We start from the raw sequence: 18829 nt of genomic DNA on the forward strand, positions 1-18829 counted from the left end.
TCCGCCGCTCTCCGCGCTTCGCGCGTCGATCACTTGGGTGGGCGGGGGTCGGGGGCGCTGACGCGCCGGGGGTTTGGGCTGCGCTTCGGGGCGCGAAGGCCGGCCTGCGGCTCGGCCGCTGTCCGCGCTTCGCGCGTCGATCGCTGGGGTGGGGGTGGGTCGGGGTGCTGACGCGCTGGGGGTTTGGGCTTTGCTTCGGGGCGCGAAGGCCGGCCTGCGGCTCGGCCGCTTTCCGTGCTTCGCGCGTTGATTACTGGGGTCGGGGGCGCTGATGCGCCGGGGGTTGGGCGCAACCGGTGGGGGGTGGGGTGCGTGTGGACCGTACCGGGGGTGTCGCGTGGGGCGGTGCGGGGAGGGACGGGGGACGTGGCATGGGGGAGGGGGAGGCGCTTTCCGATGCGTTCGGCGCGTTCGAACGGGACGTGCGGCGTGTGCTTGGTGAGCGGCCGGACGGAGGGCGGCCGGCCTTGGGGGTGTTGATCGCGCGGCGTCGGCGTCGGCGGCTCGCCTGCGTCGGGGTCGGGATCGTGGTGGTGGTTTCGGGGCTCCGGTTGGTCGTTGCACGGAACCGATCACCCGGTCGTGTGCGTGGGTGGGGGAGAGACGCTCGAGGCGGGTGTTCCGCGACCTGAACCGACATCGGGTGCGCGCCCCGGGCCGGATAAAGTACCGGGTCACGGCAGGACAGACACGCCGCGACGGGACGCGGGGGAACGATGGGACGGGACACGGGCGGTCGCGCCGACTTCGACGTGTTCTACGCGGAGAGCCACGGCGCCCTCGTCGCACACCTGTACGCGCTGACCGGAGATTTCGGCGAGGCCCAGGAGGCCGCGCAGGAGACCTACATCCGGGCCTGGAAGGACTGGGAGCGGATCAGCGACTACGAGAACCCCGTCGCGTGGATCCGCCTGGTCGGTCAACGTATCGCGGTCAGCAGGTGGCGGCGCACGCGTACCGCGCTCAAGAGCTGGATCCGGCACGGCCCGGACGGGGATCTGCCCGCGCCTGGCCCCGAATCCGTGGCCCTGGTCGCCGCGTTGCGCCAGATTCCCGAGGCCCAGCGCCGTGCGGTGGTGATGCATCACATGGGCGGGCTGTCGGTGGCCGAGATCGCCGCGCACGAGGGCGCGCCCGAGGGCACCATCAAGGCCCGCCTGTCCCGGGGCCGCGCCGCGCTCGCCGGCCTGCTCGCGGACGGTTCGGAGGCGGTCCGGACCGGACGCTCCTAGGCCACGACGCGGTCCATCCGGGTTCATCCGCGCGGCTGTGCCCGGAAAACCCGAAGGAATTGGCCTTCCGGATCACATGCCAGGGCCGTATCCGAGGCAGCATGCTTGAACGAGGCAGTGCTATCGCCGCACCGGACTTGCCGTTCCGGGCCGACATCGTGGAGCGTGAGACACATGAGGGGCAGAGGGGACTCGGGTCGGGAGACGACCGTGCCGGCTCGCGGTGGCTTCCCGGAACGGACGCTGCGGCAGGACGAATTGCGCGCCCAGCGGGCACCGGCGGCGGACGACGACATCTTCGGCGACCTGTACCTCGACTTCGAGGACGCGCCCGCCCGCGAGCCGGCCGAGCGGAACGGGCCGGCGCAGCCGCGGCCGACGCACGACCCGGAGCCCGCGCCGAACGGCTCGGCCGACGAGTTCGCGGCCGAACCCGAGCCGGACGACGGCCGGCCGCGAGCGGACGCCGCCACGTCGTACGAGGGGTACGACGCCGACCCGGCGGACGATCCGGCGCCCGCGCCGGCGGCGGATTCCGGCCTGCCGCAGGCCGATGCCGAGGCGGCACCGGCCGAGGCGCCCGAGGCCGCGTCGCGTTCGTTGTGGGACCAGGCCCCCCGGCCCGCCGAGACGTTCGCGACCGGGCCGGACGCGGCGGAGCGCGGGCCCGACGCGATCCCGCACACCGTGACCCCGCGCGCGGTCCGCCCGGAGGGCGGCATCCCGGCCGCGCCGCCACCGGTGCCCGCGCCGCCGACGATCTCCGGCGGCTCCGCCGACACCACCTTCGCCGCCGGGCACGCGGTGCCGCCGCCGCCCTCGGTGCCGCCGATGCCCACTTCGCCGCCGCCGGTGCCCGAACCGCAGACCCGGCTGCTGCCGGCCGACCCGCCGGTGCCCGAACCGGTCGAGGAGGCGGACGAGTTGGACGTACCCACCACCTCGCGCAGCGACAGCCTGCGTCGGGCCGACGCGGCCGAGGGCGACGTCCCGGAGGACACCGGGCCGCCGCTGGGCGTCCAGGCGTCCGCGTGGTCCACGTCCTCGCACCCCGGTCGGCGACGCGCCGCGCGGCGCGAACGGCGCGGATTGGGCCCGGAGCTGACCGCTCGCGACAACGACGACCGGTATGCCGCGACGGGCGACGTGTTCATCGTCGCCGACGGCCTCGGCGGCCACCCCGCCGGTTGGTACGCGGCCGACGTCGCGGTGCGCACGCTGGTGGCCGAACTCGCCGCCGCCGACCTGGCCGCGGGCTGGAGCGACCGGCTCAGCGCCGCGATCGCGGTCGCCGACCTGGCGGTGCGCCGGCACGGTGTCGCGCAGTACGAGGGCATGCGCACGACCGTGGTGGCGGCCGTCCTGCAACACGGCAGGCTGCACCTGGCCGGCTGCGGCGACAGCGTGTGCTGGCTGGTGCGCGGCGGCCGGGCGTTCCGGCTGACCGAACAGGGCAACGCGGCCGAATTCGGCCGTCCCTGGCTGCTGACCTCCACCCCGTTGGGCGGCTCCCAGGCCCCCGATCCCGAACTGCAACGCATCGAACTGCACCCGGGCGACCGTGTGGTCCTCGCCACGGACGGCGTCGGCCACCTGCCCGACGAGACGGTGGCCGACCTCGTGCACGGCGACCCCTTCCACGCGGCAACGACCTTGACCAGGACGGCCGTCGAGAGTGGTGACGACGACGCGACGGCGGTCGTGGTCGAATGCGACGCACTGCCGGTTCCGGCGGGTCATCGCTCCGGCGCCGACCCCAGGGAACAACCGGAGGATGCGTCGAGTGCCCCCGGGGCCCTACGGTCGGACGGCGGGACTGCCTGGTGACGGTTCACCGGGCGAAGATGGGCGATGCCCCAGGGCGGGGCACGAGACCGGACGGATGGCGATGCTCGAACTGATCCTCACCGTGGCGACGTCGGACGACGCCGACCAGCAGGAGTCGGACCTGGCCCGGCCGCGCACGGTGAAGGTGCAAAGCGAGCCCGGCAAGAAGATCGCGATCGGCCGGGACCCGTCGCGGTGTGGCCTGGTCACGCCCAAGGACTGGCGCTTCGTGTCGCGTGTGCACCTGGAGTTCGTCTACTCCCTGGAGCGCGGCTGGAGCGTGGAGTGGCTCCAGGGCTCGCACCCGCGCCCGGTCGCGCTGGTGCAGATCGATCGTGAGGGCGTGTCGGAACCGGTGCCCTACGGCGCGACGCTGCCGTTGGGTTCGCTGCGCCCGGGCCGGGTGGTGGTCACCGACCTGGCCCGACGGCGACGGGTCCTGGTGGAGTGGCGGGTCTCCCTGCCGCAACGCCCGGGCGAGGAGCCCACCGAACCGGACGTGGGCGTCCCCGAGACCCAGGACGTCGCGCCGTTCGTGTTGCAGAACCGCCTCTCCGAGACGGAGATGGAGGTGCTGGCCGCGCTGTCCTGTGACTGGGTGCACGGTCGTCCGGTCAAGCGGGCCAAGTCGACCAAGGAACTGTGCGAGCTGCTGCACCTGTCCGCGGCCACGGTCGAGCGGTACAAGACCAAGCTGCGCCGCGAGTTCTACAGTTCGGGCCTGTGCCCGGAGCTGAACTCCCTGCTCGGTCCGAACTACCTCGACACCGTGCGGCACGTGCACGGGGGCTGGGACCTGATAGCGCAGACCGCGGTCACCCACGGCATAACGGGACGCGGTCCGTGCCCGTGTGGTGCGGACGCGCCGCACGCGGGTACCAGGTGAGCGGTAGGACCGGGGAGGGGGCGAGGGGATCATGCTCGAACTGAACATGTCGTTCGTCGCGATCGAGGACGGCCGCGAGGCGGAGCGCGATCCGCTGCCGAGCCCCAAGAGCGTGCGAAAGCCCGGGGTGGCGGGCACGCGGGTGTTCGTGGGGCGCGACCCCAGCGTGTGCCGGCCGCTGCTGACGCCGCACGACTGGCTGTTCGTCTCGCGCAAGCACCTGGTCTTCGAGTACAGCGAGGACCGGGGCTGGACCGTGGAGTGGCCGCGCGGACAGCGGGACACGCCGGTGGCGATCGTTCGGATCAAGCGCGGCGAGACCTCGCAGGACATGCCGTACGGCGCGATCCTGCCGCTGCCCGCGCGCACCAGCGGCAACATCCTGGTCAGCGACCTGGCCCGGCGGCGCAGCGTGGTGCTCGCGTGGCGGGCGATGCAGCCGGTCCGGCCCAGTACGTCCGCGTCGCTGGTCGGGACCGCTCCGGACACGGTGGACATCGGTCCGGAGGAACTGCGCACCAAGCTGAGCGGGGTGCGGCTGGAGGTGCTCGCGGCGATGTCCTGCGACTGGATCCACGGCCGCGCCACCAAGCGGCCCAAGACCACCGACGAGCTGTGCGAGATGCTCTACATGGCCAAGGCCACGGTCGAGCGCTGCAAGACGGAACTGCGCCGGGACTTCTACAGCTCGGAACTTTGCCCGGAATTGAACCACTTGCTGGGGCCCGACTATCTGGACACCACCCCGCATGTGCACGGAGGTTGGGACCTGATCGCCCAGACGGCGGTCACCTGCGGCATTGTGGGACGCGAACCGTGCCCGTGCGCACGTCGCGGTGGATCGATCGACTGAACCACGGGGGGTCGGCCGCACGGCGGGCCGGCACGCGGGATCGACTGTGGATGGACTGACGGCCAGGAGCGTGGGGGAGGAAACCGGTGCTCGATCTCAACATGGCGTCGACTTCGGGGGCGGACGACGCGGCGACGGTCGCCATGCTGATGGCAAGCGCGCCGAGTCGGCCGGGGGCGACGTTGGCGGTCGGTCGCGACGCGACCCGCTGCCATCTCGTGACGCCGGCCGACTGGCTGTTCGTCTCCCGGGTGCACCTGGAATTCCAGTGCGACGACGACACGACGTGGTGGGTCACCTGGCGGCGCGGCTCGCAGAACGCGCCGGTGGCCGAGGTCCAGGTGGACGACGGCGAGACCCGCACGCTGCCCTACGGCGGCACCGCGCCGCTGCCCAACCGCGGCTCCGGCGAGGTGGTCATCCTGGACCTGAACGGGCAGCGCCGGGTCACCATCGGGTGGTTCCTGGCCGGCGACTGAGCGTCGAATCGATCCCGAGCCGATCCATCCGCTGATCTGACGACAGGTCAGGAGTGTTGCCCCCACCCGTCCGGAGTCCACACATCGGACATCTGTGAAGTCCTTCACAAGGGCGGCGGTAGGATCGGCCACGCGTCAGGCCACCCCGTCGTGCGTCTTCCACGCGGCCACCCGTCATCGCAGCACGCGAAGGAAAACCGTGAGCAAGCCCGTCGTTCTCATCGCCGAAGAGCTGTCCCCGGCCACCGTCGATGCCCTCGGACCCGATTTCGAGATCCGCCACTGCGATGGTGCGAACCGCGGTGAGCTGCTGTCCGCGATCGCCGACGTCGACGCCATCCTGATCCGCAGCGCCACCAAGGTGGACGCCGAGGCGATCGCCGCCGCGAACCGCCTCAAGGTGGTCGCGCGCGCCGGTGTGGGGCTCGACAACGTGGACGTCCCGGCCGCCACCAAGGCCGGCGTCATGGTCGTCAACGCGCCGACCTCGAACATCGTCACCGCCGCCGAGCTCGCCTGCGGTCTGCTCATCTCGGTCGCGCGCAACATCCCGCAGGGCAGCGCCGCGCTCAAGAACGGCGAGTGGAAGCGCAGCAAGTACACCGGTGTCGAGCTCTCCGAGAAGACCCTCGGTGTGGTCGGCCTGGGCCGGATCGGCGTCCTGGTCGCCCAGCGCATGTCCGCGTTCGGGATGAACATCGTGGCCTACGACCCCTACGTGCAGCCGGCCCGCGCCGCGCAGATGGGTGTGCGACTGCTCAGCCTGGACGAGGTGCTGGAGCAGTCCGACTTCATCACCGTGCACCTGCCCAAGACGCCGGAGACGCTCGGCCTGATCGGCGACGAGGCGCTGCGCAAGGTCAAGCCGACGGTGCGCATCGTCAACGCCGCGCGCGGCGGGATCGTCGACGAGGTCGCGCTGGCGTCCGCGCTCAAGGAGGGCCGGGTGGCCGGGGCCGGCCTGGACGTGTTCTCGAAGGAGCCGTGCACGGACAGCCCGCTGTTCGAGTTCGACAGCGTGGTGGCCACGCCGCACCTGGGCGCGAGCACCGACGAGGCGCAGGAGAAGGCCGGCGTCGCGGTGGCCAGGTCGGTACGGCTCGCGCTGGCCGGCGAACTGGTGCCGGACGCGGTCAACGTGCAGGGCGGCGTGATCGCCGAGGACGTGCGCCCGGGCCTGCCGCTGGCCGAGAAGCTCGGTCGCATCTTCACCGCCCTCGCGGGCGGTGTCGCGGTCCGACTCGATGTCGAGGTGCGCGGCGAGATCACCCAGCACGACGTCAAGGTGCTGGAGCTCGCGGCGCTCAAGGGTGTCTTCGCGGACGTCGTGGAGGAGTCGGTCTCCTACGTCAACGCCCCGCTGCTGGCCCAGGAGCGCGGTGTGGAGATCCGGCTGACCACGAGCTCGGAGAGCCCGGACCACCGCAACCTGGTCACCGTGCGCGGCACGCTCGCCGACGGCGGCGAGATCTCGGTCTCCGGCACGCTCGCGGGCCCCAAGAACATCGAGAAGATCGTCGAGGTGGACGGGTACGACGTGGACCTGGTGCTCACCGCGCACATGGTCTTCCTGCGCTACGCGGACAAGCCCGGCGTGGTCGGCGTGATCGGCCGGCACCTCGGCGAGGCGGGCGTCAACATCGCCGGCATGCAGGTGGCCCGCGCCGCCAAGGGCGGCGAGGCGCTGGTGGCACTCACCGTCGACACCACCGTCGAGCCGCAGATCCTCACCGACATCGCGGAGGAGATCGGCGCGGTCTTCATGCGTTCGGTGAACCTGGACGACTGACGCCGGCCGCGGCCGGCGACGGGCGCGAGACACGCCGTACGAGGCCCGGGGACCCATGTGGTTCCCGGGCCTTCGGCATGTCCGGGAGCGGGTGGTCGCGGCCCCTCGCCACGCCGCGTGGCGGACGGTCGATCTCAGATAGTAGGAACTCCGAGTAAATTGCAGACATCGACGCGACCCGTCGCCTACCGTGAAAGCAGACGGCCCTTCCGTACCCGGAAATCCCCGTACGGCAGGAAATTTCAGCACGCCCACAAGGCCCCTGCACGTGTCCGTCACACACCGTGTAGACACCCGAGCCTTGTGAAGGAAGTGCAGTCATGGACGAAACCACGCGCCGCAACGCAGCCCGTGCCCTCCAGCGCGCCCTCGACCGTCGCGACAACGGCGGCAGGCCCGCCGACGAGGACCGCTGACCCTCGATCCACCCGTTGCGTCCCATCATCCGGACTGCACATGATCAGTCCCTGGGACGGAAGGTAAGGTCCACCGCATGTCTCGCAGCATTCGTCTCGCAGTGGTTCCCGGTGACGGCATCGGCCAGGAAGTGGTCGCGGAGGGTCTGAAGGTCCTCGGCGCCGTACTTCCCGCCGATATCAAGATCGAGACCACCGAGTACGACCTCGGTGCCCGCCTGTACCACCGCACCGGAGAGACGCTGCCCGACAGCGTGCTCGACGAGTTGCGCGGCCAGGACGCGATCCTGCTCGGCGCCATCGGCGACCCGAGCGTGCCCTCGGGGGTCCTGGAGCGCGGCCTGCTGCTCAAGCTCCGCTTCGCCTTCGACCACCACGTCAACCTGCGCCCGGCCCGGCTCGCGCCGGGCGTGGTCTCGCCGCTGGGCGCGGACGCGGCGATCGACTTCGTGGTGGTCCGCGAGGGCACCGAAGGCCCGTACACCGGCAACGGCGGCACGCTGCGCACCGGCACCGAGCACGAGGTCGCCACCGAGGTCAGCGTCAACACCGCGTTCGGCATCGAGCGGGTCGTGCGCGACGCGTTCGCCCGGGCCCAGGCCCGCCCGCGCAAGAAGCTGACCCTGGTGCACAAGAACAACGTGCTCGTGTTCGCCGGCCGGCTGTGGACCCGGATCTTCGAGGCGGTCGCCGCCGAGTTCCCCGACGTCACTACCGACTACCTGCACGTGGACGCGGCGACCATCTTCATGGTCACCCAGCCCGAGCGGTTCGACGTGATCGTCACCGACAACCTGTTCGGCGACATCATCACCGACCTCGCCGCCGCCATCGCCGGCGGCATCGGCCTCGCGGCCAGCGGCAACATCAACCCCTCCCGCGAGTTCCCGTCCATGTTCGAGCCGGTGCACGGCTCCGCGCCGGACATCGCCGGCCAGGGCAAGGCCGACCCCACCGCCACCGTGCTCTCGGTCGCGATGCTCCTGGAGCACCTGGGCCTGACCGACCAGGCCCGCCGGGTCGAGGAGGCGGTCCACGCCGACCTCGCCGAGCGCGCCGGCCTGGGCACCCGCAGCACGTCGCAGATCGGCGACGCGCTCGCCGCCCGAGTAGCCGGCTGATTCGCCGGCACCATCACGTTCGTCGACCGGGACCGTCGACGCGTGCCCCCTGCCGGACCGGCGAATCGGTCGTTCGGCGGGTCAGGGGCCGCGCCTGTCGGGATCCCGGTCGACTGCGTTAACGTCTCACCGGGTGGAACGTGGGTGCGGTTCCCGGGAACACTTCCAGTACGTCCGGTACGGGAAGCCGGGTCCCAGCAGCACCCGGCCCCGCCATACTCCACGGTGAAGGACGAGAACCAGCCATGACGACTGCCGCCCCGCAGGAGCCCGCCCTCCAGGCTTCCCTGACGATCGACCTCAAGCCCACCGCACACCCGCTGAGCGACGCCGAGCGCGCCACGCGCCTGGAGAACCCGGGCTTCGGCCGCGTGTTCACCGAGCACATGGTCGGCATCAAGTGGAGTGCGGGACGCGGCTGGTACGACGCGCAGCTCACGCCCTACGCGTCACTCGACATCGACCCCGCGAACATGACGCTGCACTACGCGCAGTCGATCTTCGAGGGCCTCAAGGCCTACCGCCGCCCCGACGGCAGCGTGGCCACCTTCCGGCCGCACGCGAACGCCGCCCGCTTCCGCAACTCCGCCCGCCGGCTCGCCATGCCCGAGCTGCCGGAGGAACTGTTCGTGGCCGCGGTGGACGCGCTGATCCGCCAGGACATCGCGTGGGTGCCCAGCGCGCCCGAGGAGAGCCTGTACATCCGGCCCTTCATGTTCGCCACCGAGGTCGGCCTCGGCGTGCGCCCCGCGAACGAGTTCCTCTTCCTGGTCATCGCGTCGCCGGCCGGCCCCTACTTCGCGGGCGGCGTGCGGCCGGTCTCGGTGTGGCTTTCGCAGGAGTACGTGCGCGCCGTGCCCGGCGGCACCGGCGAGGCCAAGTGCGCCGGCAACTACGCCGCGTCGCTGGTGGCCCAGGCCCAGGCCATCGAGCAGGGCTGCGACCAGGTGGTCTGGCTGGACGCGGTGGAGCGTCGCTGGATCGAGGAGATGGGCGGCATGAACCTGTACTTCGTGTACGGGGAGGGCAAGGACGCGCGGATCGTGACGCCGCGACTGACCGGCTCGCTGCTGCCCGGCATCACCCGGGACTCGCTGCTGCAACTCGCCGCCGACCGCGGCTACGCCACCGAGGAAGCGCTGATCTCGGTCGACGACTGGCGCGAGGGCAACGCGAACGGCACGCTCACCGAGGTCTTCGCGTGCGGCACCGCCGCGGTGATCACCCCGGTCGGCTCGGTCAAGTCCAGCACCGGGAACTGGACCGTCGGCACCGGCGAGGCGGGCCCGATCACGATGGAACTGCGCAAGGCGCTGGTCGACATCCAGACCGGCCGCGCGGAGGACGCCCACGGCTGGACGCACGCGGTGTAAGCCGCGCTGTACGCCGCGCTTCGCGCGGTGGCGGCTGCGCCGCCGGCGGCCTCCGGCCGCTCTCCTCGCAGGCTCGTCGATCACCGGTCGACGATCGAGTCGTGGGCACGGATGAAACGCGCTACGCGCGAACAGGCGGCCCCGCCGCTCTCCTCGCAGGCTCGTCGATCACCGGTCGACGATCAAGTCGTGGGCGCTGACGCGCCGGGAGAGCGGCCGGGGTCCGCAGCGGCCCTCATCCTGCCTGTCGTCGCGGAGCCCGCCGCCGCGCGGCATTCCGCCCGAAACCGCAACCCGCCCGCTCGACGCAACGGGTGGAGCGGGTGGGCGAACACAAAACTCCGCGCCCCGACCATGGCCCACATAGTGAGACCCTCGCACCACGCGTAATCTCATGTGCGAGACTCGCGAGTATGCAGCAGTGGCTCATTATTAGCCGCAGCGTGCCGGCAACGGGTTGACCCCCTACAAGGGGTGCCATACCGCCCACCGCCCGCACGCAGACCTCTCGCGACCGCGAGGGGTCTTTTTGTTTGGCCGCACCACCCACGCGGCGAGCGAGCGCGCACGGGCCCGCCATTTCTTGATCGACGGGAGAACCGAGGCCGATGCACCCCACGACGACCGACCCGAGCGCCTTCCACGTCTTCGACACCACCCTCCGGGACGGTTCGCAGCGCGAGGGCATCAACCTGACGGTGTCCGACAAGCTCACCGTGGCTCGCCACCTGGACGACTTCGGCGTGGGCTTCATCGAGGGCGGGTGGCCAGGCGCGGTACCGCGCGACACCGAGTTCTTCCGCCGGGCCCGGGAGGAGCTCGATCTCGCGCACGCGGTCCTGGTCGCGTTCGGCTCGACCCGCAAGGCCGGTACCACCGCCGCCGCCGACCCGCAGGTCCAGGCCCTGCTCGACGCGCAGGCGCAGGTGGTGTGCCTGGTGGCCAAGTCGCACGACAAGCACGTCTCGCTCGCGCTGCGCACCACGCTGGACGAGAACCTGGAGATGGTCCGGGACACCGTCGCCCACCTGCGCGCCCAGGGCCGCCGGGTGTTCGTCGACTGCGAGCACTTCTTCGACGGCTACCGGGCCAATCCCGAGTACGCGCTGAGCGTGGTCGCCGCCGCGCACGACGCGGGCGCCGAGGTGGTCGTGCTGTGCGACACCAACGGCGGGATGTTGCCCAGCGGGGTCCGCGAGATCGTCGGTGCCGTGCACGCGGGCACCGGGGCACGCCTGGGCATCCACGCACAGGACGACACCGGTTGTGCCGTGGCCAACACGATCGCGGCCGTCGAGGGCGGCGCCACGCACGTCCAGTGCACCGCCAACGGCTACGGCGAACGCGTCGGCAACGCCAACCTGTTCCAGGTGGTCGGCAACCTCGAGCTCAAGCAGGACATGCGCGTGCTGCCCGAGGGCAAGCTGCGCGAGATGACCCGGATCTCGCACGCGATCGCCGAGGTGGTCAACCTGGCCCCCTCCACGCACCTGCCCTACGTGGGCGTGTCCGCGTTCGCGCACAAGGCCGGCCTGCACGCCTCGGCGATCAAGGTCGACCCCGACCTGTACCAGCACATCGACCCGGCGCTGGTCGGCAACGACATGCGGATGCTGATCTCGGACATGGCCGGACGCGCCTCGATCGAGCTCAAGGGCAAGGAACTGGGCTACGACCTCTCGAACGACAAGGATCTGGTCGGCCGGGTGGTCAACCAGGTCAAGGAGCGCGAGGCGGCCGGCTACACGTACGAGGCCGCGGACGCGTCCTTCGAACTGCTGCTGCGCGACGAGAGCCTGGGCCGTGCGCGCTTCTTCGCGCTGGAGTCGTGGCGCGCGATCAGCGAGCAGCGCGGCGACGGCGTGCCGGTGAACGAGGCCACGGTCAAGCTGCGGGCCAAGGGCGAGCGGATCGTGGCGACCGGCGAGGGCAACGGCCCGGTCAACGCGCTCGACCGCGCGCTGCGGCTGGCCCTGGAGCGGATCTACCCGCAGCTCGCGGCGTTCGAGCTGGTGGACTACAAGGTGCGTCTGTTGGAGGGCCGGCACGGCACCGACGCGATCACCCGCGTCCTGGTGGAGACCACCGACGGCAAGCAGGAGTGGAGCACCGTCGGGGTCGCGGAGAACGTGATCGCGGCGTCCTGGCAGGCCCTGGAGGACGCGTACACCTACGGTCTGCTCAAGGCGGGCCTGACCCCCGGTGCCCACGACACCGAGGGTTGCGACCGTACCTAGAACCAGAGGTGATGAACCGTCAGGGGCGGCCGGGGCGGAACGATCGCCATCCGTCGCCCCACGGTTCGTCCCAGCCCGCCGGCAGCGGCGACAGCGACCCCGGCGGTGGCGACGGCATCGCGGGCGGGACCGGCGGGACCGGTGGGGCGGGCTTCGCGGCCCGCGGTTGGAGCGGGGCCGGCGCGGGGGCGGGCGGGCGGACGGGCGACGAGGCCAGCGGACTCGCCGCGGTCATCGGATTGGGCGGCAGCAGCGGTTCGCTCTCTTCGAGACGTGCCAACTCGCGTCCGACGGCGAATCGTTCCAGCCGCCCTCGGACCTCTTCCGGTTCCCGCGACACGGACAGCTCGCGATCGAGGCCGAACTCCTCGGCCGCCGCACCCGGCAGCAGGTTCGCCTGCGGGGGCCTTCGCGGCAGCCCCGACTCGGTCGTTCCGTCGACCATCGGAAGGCGGGCCGCTTGCGCCGCGCGCCTGCTGTTGTCGTCCACCGAACCCACCTCGGTTCGTTGTTGGGCCTGCGCCTCAAAACGTTCTGATATCAATTGGGCAACAGATGACTATGGGAGGACCTTAGCAATGTGCGGGTCGAGGCGGGGACTCGGCCGGGCATGTCGCGGAGTCCTGTCACACGTTTGTCGAATTTCTCGAACGCCCGGGCCCGAACACCCTTGGGAATCCCGCCACATGGGGTTCGCGACCACAACACCTCAGGCGAACCCCGCAATGGGATTCGCCTGAGGTGAGGTGGTGCGCAATACGAAAAAACAGGTTCGAGCAGTTACCGAAGACCGGCGTGGATGGACCCGAAGGTCAGCGCAGGCGAGCCATCAGTGCGTGCTCCACCAGCGTGATCAGGGTCGACTTGGCCGATTCGCGGCGCCGTGCGTCACAGCTCACGATCGGTGTGTCGGGCCCTATCTGCAATGCCTCGCGGACATCCTCCGCGTGGTGGGTCTGCAATCCGTCGAAGCAGTTCAACGCCACGATGAACGGCAGTCCGCTGTTCTCGAAGTAGTCGATCGCGGGGAAGCAATCGGCGAGTCGGCGGGTGTCCACGAGAACCACGGCGCCGATGGCACCGCGGACCAAGTCGTCCCACATGAACCAGAATCGGTGCTGACCCGGCGTACCGAAGAGGTACAGGATCAGATCCTCGTCCAGCGTGATACGACCGAAGTCCATCGCGACCGTCGTCGTCTGCTTGTCCGGCGTCGCCGACAGGTCGTCGACACCGGCGCTCGCGGACGTCATGACCGCTTCGGTACGCAGCGGAGCGATCTCCGAGACGGCACCGACGAGCGTGGTCTTGCCCACGCCGAATCCGCCGGCGACGACGATCTTCGCCGACGTGGTGGAGGACCTGGCGGGGACCGGGCCCGGGCTAGAGCTTGCGAAGTCCACTGAGCACCCTTTCGAGCAGCGTGACGTCCGGCTGCCCCTGGTCGTTCCCGGGCTGGTGGATGACCACCAGCCCGGCTTCGGCGAGGTCCGCGACGAGTACGCGGGCGACGCCGAGCGGGATGGTGAGCAGAGCCGAGATCTCGGCTACCGACTTGACCTCCCGACACAGCGCACAGATGCGCTGGTGCTCGGGCAACAGGCCGGGTGGGTTGGCCACCTGAGGTGTCGTGGTGACCAGGGCCTCCAGCGCGAGCTGATAGCGAGGCCGGGTGCGACCACCGGTCATGGCGTACGGGCGGACCAGGGTCTCGTGAAACTCCTGGTCCCCGTGATCGGACATATCCGGAGGTGTCATCGCGGCAGTGCACCTTGGAGTTCGGCGCGCAAGGCCGGCGTGAGCACGGCACCCGCGCGGTCGACGAGCAGGGCCATCTCGTAGCCGATCAGGCCGATGTCGCACTCCGGCGACGCCAGCACGGCCAACGACGAGCCGTCCGAAATCGACATGATAAAGAGGAAACCCCGTTCCATTTCCACGACCGTCTGGGTCACGTGCCCGCCCTCGAAGATACGGGACGCACCCTGGGTCAGGCTGGTCAAACCCGATGCGACGGCGGCGAGCTGGTCGGCCCGGTCGCGAGGGAAGCCCTCGGACAGGGCGAGCAGCAGGCCGTCCGCGGAGACCACGACCGTGTGCGACACCCCAGGGGTGTTGTCCACGAAGTTCGTGATCAGCCAGTTCAGGTTCTGCGCGGCCTGGCTCAACGACTTCTCAGTCATGCCTGCTCCTGGTTGTTCTCGTCACGAGGCCGAGGGGCGGATCCCCCGGACCCGGCGGTGCGACCCTGCTGGATGCCCCGGCGGAAGTTGGTCAGACGCCCGCGAACCTCGTCGGGCGACCGGGACAGGCCCGGAGCGCCCGGCGCGGCCTGCCGGCCCGGCTGCTCCTGACGGGTGCCGGGAGCGGCAGGACCCGCACCCGGGTGACCCGACGCCTGGGCGCCGCCGGACTGCTCGACGCCGCCCGGCACCAGGTTGGCGCGGGGCACGCGGCGGGGCAGACCCGCTCCGGTGGTGCCACCCGAGGACGGCTCGCGAGCGGCCTCCGCCGCGCGCCAACCGTCGTCACCGGCGGAGTACCAGCCGGACTGCTGACCCTGGGGGCCGACGGCGGGTGCGACCGCGGGGGACTGCTCGACGATCTCGTCCGGTTCCGTCGGTGTCCCGAACATGTCGGTGACGGGCTGCGGACGCCCGGCACCGAAGGTCGGGACCTGCTCGACCGGTGCCGGTGTCTGCGGCGGGTTGGTCGCCATCGGCACCCGGCGGTCGAGACCGCCGAGCGGACCGGCCTCCGGCTCCGCCTGCTCGCGCGCCGGCGTGGCCTGCTCCCCGCCTCGCGGCGTGGAACGGACCTGTGCGGCACGCATCCGACCGCCGCGGTTGCCCTGCCGGTGGAACCAGTCGGACTCGAGCGTGTCGAAGATCGGCAGCCTACCGTCATCGCCGGTGCTCGGCGGCGCGCTCATGTCCAACTCGGAAGGAGCGGGCAGTTCGGCGCTCTCCGAGCCACCGACCGGCGCGAAGGGCGAGCCCTGCGAACGACCCGGTCCGGCGGGCGCGAACGGCGAGACCGCCGGTCGCACGTCACCCTGCGGGCCGCGGGCCTGCTCGGCCCGGGTGTGCTCGTCCTGCTCCTGCCGGGCGGGCTCGGGACGAGCCTGCGGCAGACCGCGCAGTACCGGCAACGCGTCGCCGGCCGAGGTCCGGCCGTCCGCGGGGCCCTGGCCGTGCTGCGGCAGGTCCTCGCGACGGGTCAGTTCCTCGCGGCGCGGCGCGTCGTAGGCCGACGGCACGTCGGCCGGCGGTGCGACGGGCTCGACCGGCAGCGGGGCCACCGGGGCGAGTTCGTCGTACTCGGTGCCCCACGGAGCCGGCGCCCGCTCCTGCGACCGCGGCGCGAGCTCCGCACCCGGGCCGCCGAACGGCTGTGCGGGCTGCTCGTAACCGCCCCGGTCGAACTCCGCCGCGGGCTGCGACTCGTCCGCGTAGGGCGTACCGAACGCGAACTGCGAGGTGTCACCGGCGCGTCCGGAGTCGGCCGGCGACTGCGGAGCGGCCGGGAAGGACCCGGTGTCCTGCCCGTATCGCGCCTGCTGCGACTCGACCTCGCGGCCGTCCTCGCCGGTGCCGAACATCGGCGCCGAGGGCGCGGCCGGGAAGGCCCCGGTGCGCGGGTCGTCCGGTCGCGGCTGGTGCTGCGGCGGCTGCGGCAGCACCGGTGCGAACGGGTTGTCCCGACCGGGCGTGGCGGGCGGCGGCGAACTCGGCGCGCGGTGCGCGCCGGTGCTGGTGACGCCCGGCTCGCTCGCGAACGGGTTCACGGTGCCCGGGTACGGCGTGTCCGTCCCGGCCGAACCGTCCTGGAAGGACGGGGCCGCGAAGGACTGCGTGCTGCCGTACGAGGGCTCCTGCTGGACCGGCGGCTGCGCGGGCCGGTTGCTCGGGATCTGCGTCGGCTGCGGGGCCTGGTTGACCGGCTGGGCCGGTGCGTCGGCACCGCGCTGCGGCAGTTCGCGCCGCCGGTTGCGCTCCTCGGCGCGGCTGCCCACCCGGGGCCCCGGAAGGGCCTGGGCGACCGGCGCGGCCGAGGGCAGTTCCTCGGACCAACCGGACACGGCCGCGGCGGTCTTGTCGCCGCCCTTGCTCCACCCGTCGCCGCCACCGGGGCGATCGCCCTGGATGAGCTCGATCGGGAGCATGACCAGCGCGGTGGTACCGCCACCCTCGCCCGGCCGGAGCTGGACGCGGATGCCGTGCCGGGTGGCCAGTCGGCCGACCACGAACAGACCCATGCGGCGCGAGATGGACACGTCCACCACCGGCGGGCGGGCCAGTCGCTGGTTGGCGTCGGCGAGGTCGTCGCCGGTCAGGCCGATGCCGTTGTCGTGGATCTCGATGAGCGCGCGGCCGTCCGGGAGGATGTGGCCGGTCACGCGCACCTTGGTGTGCGGGCTGGAGAACGTGGTCGAGTTCTCCAGCAACTCGGCGAGCAGGTGCACGAGGTCGTTGACCGCGCGGCCGGCGATGTCGGTGGTGGGCAGTGCGCCCAACTCGACCCGCTCGTACTGCTCCACCTCGGAGGCCGCCGCGCGCAGCACGTCGACCAGCGGAACCGGTCGGGTCCAGCGACGGCCGGGCTCCTCACCCGCGAGCACCAGGAGGTTCTCACCGTTGCGGCGCATACGCGTCGCGAGGTGGTCGAGCTTGAACAGGTTGGCGAGCTGGTCCGGGTCCGCCTCGCGGTTCTCCAGGTCGGAGATGAGCGCGAGCTGACGCTGGATCAGGCTCTGGCTGCGACGCGAGAGGTTGACGAACATCGCGTTGACGTTGCCACGCAGCAGGGCCTGTTCGGCGGCCAGTCGCACGGCCTCGGCGTGCACCGCGTCGAACGCGCGGGCCACCTGGCCGATCTCGTCCCTGGACAACACGCCGATCGGCTCGATCGCCAGATCCACGTCGCCGGGATCGGACTCGGAGAGCCGACGCACCGTCTCGGGCAGTCGCTCCTCGGCGACCTCGAGCGCGGAGCGCCGCAGCGTGTTGAGCGAACGCACCAGCGACCGCGCCACGATCACACCGAGCAGGATGGTGATCAACAGCGCGCCGACGACCAGGATCGTGTTGAGCAGGGCGTCGGTGCGGGCCTCGTCGCGCAGGTCCTTCGCGGTGGCGGTCAGCTTGAGCCCGAGTTGGGCCTCGACCTGGCCGAGCGCGCTGATCTTGTCGGTGGACAGCGTCCACCACTCCTGCGTGGTGAAGTCGTTCGCGTTCTCGAGCCGGGCCAAACCGTTGGGCTTGTTGGAGGACGACAGCGCGGCGTTGACCATGCTCTTGAAGAGCTGGAAGCGCTCCTCGACGGCGGTGATCTTGTCCCGACTGACGTTGGCCTTGTAGACGGCGTTCCAGTCGGAGGGCGCGACGCTGGTGAATCCGCGGATCGCGTTCTGCTCGGCCTCGTTCAGGCGCGCGAGCGTCTCGCTCGCCTCCAGCGGGATCTCGTTCGGCTTGAGGCCGTACGCGATCACCGCGGCACGCTGCGAGGACGCGTACGCCTTCGATTCACCGAACGATCCGAGCGCGCGGGCGCCCTGGATCAGATCGGCGTCACGGGTGACTTCGGGCGCCTCCTGGTTGATCTGCAACAACTGCAGGATCATCTTGTTGTAGGCGTCGACCGTGCTGCGGGTGCTCGTGCGGAAGGCGTCCTGACGGGTTCGGTTCAACTCCGTCAGCGAGTGGCCGATGTCCTTGAGTGTGGCGCCGAGCACCGGCATCGAATCGGTGTTCATCTTCGCGACGGTCGCGTTGTAGACGGTGACTTGGTCGTCGGTGGTCTTCTTGGCCTTGTTCACCTCGGCCGTCAGATCCGCCGACGGAGCCACGCTCGCCTGCGCGAGCAGGTCGCGTTCCTGCTCCAGCCACGCGGCCAGCGTCGACGCCTGGTCGATGATGGCCGCGGCCTTCTGCACCGTGTCCATCTCGCGCGTCTTGTCGATCGACGACTGGATACGCAGGCCGCCGAGCAACGCGGCGACCACGACCGGGAGCAGGAGCAGCGCGGTGATCCGGGTACGGATGCGCCAGTTCCTGATCGAGAACAGCAACTTGAGCCGGGACGGTGCCGTCCCGGCGGGCCGGGCTGCCCCGGCGCCGGCTATGGAGTCCCCGACGGAGTCGGCGGGCTCGTTGGCATCCTGGGGTCCGCTGGCTTGCTGCGGGGCTCGCACCTCCGGCGTGGAGGGACCGGCCGTGGCCGGGGCCCCTGCGGAGTCGTGCTGCTTCTTCCGACGTCCCTGCACTAGCGTCGCAACCTCTTGTGACCAGTCGTTAGACCCGCCGGTAAGGCGAGGCTCGTGTGCGTTAATCCCTGGATTCGCGTCTTCCCAGGGCACCTCGGCCGCGTTCGCGCGGTGAGGTGAAGGAACTCCGCTTGATGGGAACCACCCCCGTGGTCGCAGGCATTTCAGCACAGCCACGGGGCCGCAACAAGATAGCGGGGTCCGGACAAATGTCCATTGCACCCGGTGTCGGCGGTTAAGCCGTTTCGCCAGAAAAACAACCGGTATTAAGGGGTAATCAGGGGCAAAACGCCACACGTTTGCTGATGTTCCGGGGAGGTGAAAATCACATATTGACGTCCGGGTTCGAAC

At 71.1% G+C, this 18829-nt stretch carries 14 protein-coding genes; 9 read left to right on the forward strand and 5 right to left on the reverse strand.

The features are described 5' to 3' along the window. Positions 1 to 716 precede the first annotated feature (716 nt). The 9 genes from ACIRL2_RS07335 to cimA all read left to right on the forward strand — a co-directional run bounded on the left by ACIRL2_RS07335 (position 717) and on the right by cimA (position 12213). The gene (locus tag ACIRL2_RS07335; protein ID WP_395872565.1) at positions 717 to 1232 is read left to right on the forward strand and encodes a SigE family RNA polymerase sigma factor; all 516 of its coding nucleotides are present in this window, start codon (positions 717 to 719) and stop codon (positions 1230 to 1232) included. A 174-nt stretch (positions 1233 to 1406) separates the two neighbouring features. Continuing rightward, positions 1407 to 3059 carry a PP2C family protein-serine/threonine phosphatase gene (locus ACIRL2_RS07340; protein ID WP_402230748.1) on the forward strand — a complete coding sequence of 551 codons (1653 nt, stop codon included), beginning with the start codon at positions 1407 to 1409 and terminating at the stop codon, positions 3057 to 3059. Between the two features lie 55 nt (positions 3060 to 3114). Next, a complete protein-coding gene (locus ACIRL2_RS07345; protein WP_161354475.1) occupies positions 3115 to 3945 on the forward strand; it encodes a hypothetical protein in 831 nt (276 codons plus the stop codon). A gap of 31 nt (positions 3946 to 3976) precedes the next feature. Next, positions 3977 to 4798, forward strand: coding sequence for a hypothetical protein (locus ACIRL2_RS07350; protein WP_395872569.1), 822 nt, complete (start codon positions 3977 to 3979; stop codon positions 4796 to 4798). An 86-nt stretch (positions 4799 to 4884) separates the two neighbouring features. Next, the gene (locus ACIRL2_RS07355) at positions 4885 to 5277 is read left to right on the forward strand and encodes a hypothetical protein (protein WP_395872571.1); all 393 of its coding nucleotides are present in this window, start codon (positions 4885 to 4887) and stop codon (positions 5275 to 5277) included. A gap of 199 nt (positions 5278 to 5476) precedes the next feature. After that, a complete protein-coding gene (gene serA, locus ACIRL2_RS07360; RefSeq protein ID WP_395872573.1) occupies positions 5477 to 7066 on the forward strand; it encodes a phosphoglycerate dehydrogenase in 1590 nt (529 codons plus the stop codon). A 493-nt stretch (positions 7067 to 7559) separates the two neighbouring features. Next, positions 7560 to 8603 (forward strand): 3-isopropylmalate dehydrogenase, encoded by a 1044-nt coding sequence (locus tag ACIRL2_RS07365; protein ID WP_395872575.1) that lies wholly within the window; start codon positions 7560 to 7562, stop codon positions 8601 to 8603. 245 nt (positions 8604 to 8848) lie between these two features. After that, on the forward strand, positions 8849 to 9976 hold the full coding sequence (locus ACIRL2_RS07370) for a branched-chain amino acid aminotransferase (protein WP_395872577.1): 1128 nt from the start codon (positions 8849 to 8851) through the stop codon (positions 9974 to 9976). Positions 9977 to 10584: 608 nt separating this feature from the next. Further along, entirely contained in the window at positions 10585 to 12213 is a 1629-nt protein-coding gene (gene cimA, locus ACIRL2_RS07375; protein WP_402230753.1) for a citramalate synthase, read from the forward strand. Positions 12214 to 12232: 19 nt separating this feature from the next. On the opposite strand, the gene ACIRL2_RS07380 is transcribed toward cimA, so the two are convergent. The 5 genes from ACIRL2_RS07380 to ACIRL2_RS07400 all read right to left on the reverse strand — a co-directional run bounded on the left by ACIRL2_RS07380 (position 12233) and on the right by ACIRL2_RS07400 (position 18478). Beyond that, a complete protein-coding gene (locus ACIRL2_RS07380; protein ID WP_395872581.1) occupies positions 12233 to 12703 on the reverse strand; it encodes a hypothetical protein in 471 nt (156 codons plus the stop codon). Between the two features lie 322 nt (positions 12704 to 13025). Beyond that, positions 13026 to 13616, reverse strand: a complete 591-nt coding sequence (locus ACIRL2_RS07385; protein WP_078975288.1) for an ATP/GTP-binding protein — start codon at positions 13614 to 13616, stop codon at positions 13026 to 13028. Further along, complete coding sequence (locus ACIRL2_RS07390; protein WP_395872583.1) at positions 13597 to 14076, reverse strand: DUF742 domain-containing protein; 480 nt, start codon at positions 14074 to 14076, stop codon at positions 13597 to 13599. The genes ACIRL2_RS07385 and ACIRL2_RS07390 overlap by 20 nt, the downstream gene beginning before the upstream one ends. Next, positions 13968 to 14396 (reverse strand): roadblock/LC7 domain-containing protein, encoded by a 429-nt coding sequence (locus tag ACIRL2_RS07395; RefSeq protein WP_020553297.1) that lies wholly within the window; start codon positions 14394 to 14396, stop codon positions 13968 to 13970. Before ACIRL2_RS07395 ends, ACIRL2_RS07390 begins: the two co-directional genes overlap by 109 nt. After that, the gene (locus tag ACIRL2_RS07400) at positions 14393 to 18478 is read right to left on the reverse strand and encodes a nitrate- and nitrite sensing domain-containing protein (RefSeq protein ID WP_402230758.1); all 4086 of its coding nucleotides are present in this window, start codon (positions 18476 to 18478) and stop codon (positions 14393 to 14395) included. The genes ACIRL2_RS07395 and ACIRL2_RS07400 overlap by 4 nt, the downstream gene beginning before the upstream one ends. Positions 18479 to 18829 lie beyond the last annotated feature (351 nt).

This window comes from Embleya sp. NPDC127516 (assembly GCF_044765325.1).
In the GTDB taxonomy this organism is placed as follows: domain Bacteria; phylum Actinomycetota; class Actinomycetes; order Streptomycetales; family Streptomycetaceae; genus Embleya.

What these genes read in the sequence shown, in the direction of transcription:
- ACIRL2_RS07350 (WP_395872569.1), top strand. Translation starts at nt 3,977, where the DNA reads ATGCTCGAACTGAACATGTCGTTCGTCGCGATCGAGGACGGCCGCGAG.
- ACIRL2_RS07345 (WP_161354475.1), top strand. Translation starts at nt 3,115, where the DNA reads ATGGCGATGCTCGAACTGATCCTCACCGTGGCGACGTCGGACGACGCC.
- ACIRL2_RS07365 (WP_395872575.1), top strand. Translation starts at nt 7,560, where the DNA reads ATGTCTCGCAGCATTCGTCTCGCAGTGGTTCCCGGTGACGGCATCGGC.
- ACIRL2_RS07340 (WP_402230748.1), top strand. Translation starts at nt 1,407, where the DNA reads ATGAGGGGCAGAGGGGACTCGGGTCGGGAGACGACCGTGCCGGCTCGC.
- ACIRL2_RS07395 (WP_020553297.1), bottom strand. Translation starts at nt 14,396, where the DNA reads ATGACTGAGAAGTCGTTGAGCCAGGCCGCGCAGAACCTGAACTGGCTG.
- ACIRL2_RS07335 (WP_395872565.1), top strand. Translation starts at nt 717, where the DNA reads ATGGGACGGGACACGGGCGGTCGCGCCGACTTCGACGTGTTCTACGCG.
- ACIRL2_RS07370 (WP_395872577.1), top strand. Translation starts at nt 8,849, where the DNA reads ATGACGACTGCCGCCCCGCAGGAGCCCGCCCTCCAGGCTTCCCTGACG.
- cimA (WP_402230753.1), top strand. Translation starts at nt 10,585, where the DNA reads ATGCACCCCACGACGACCGACCCGAGCGCCTTCCACGTCTTCGACACC.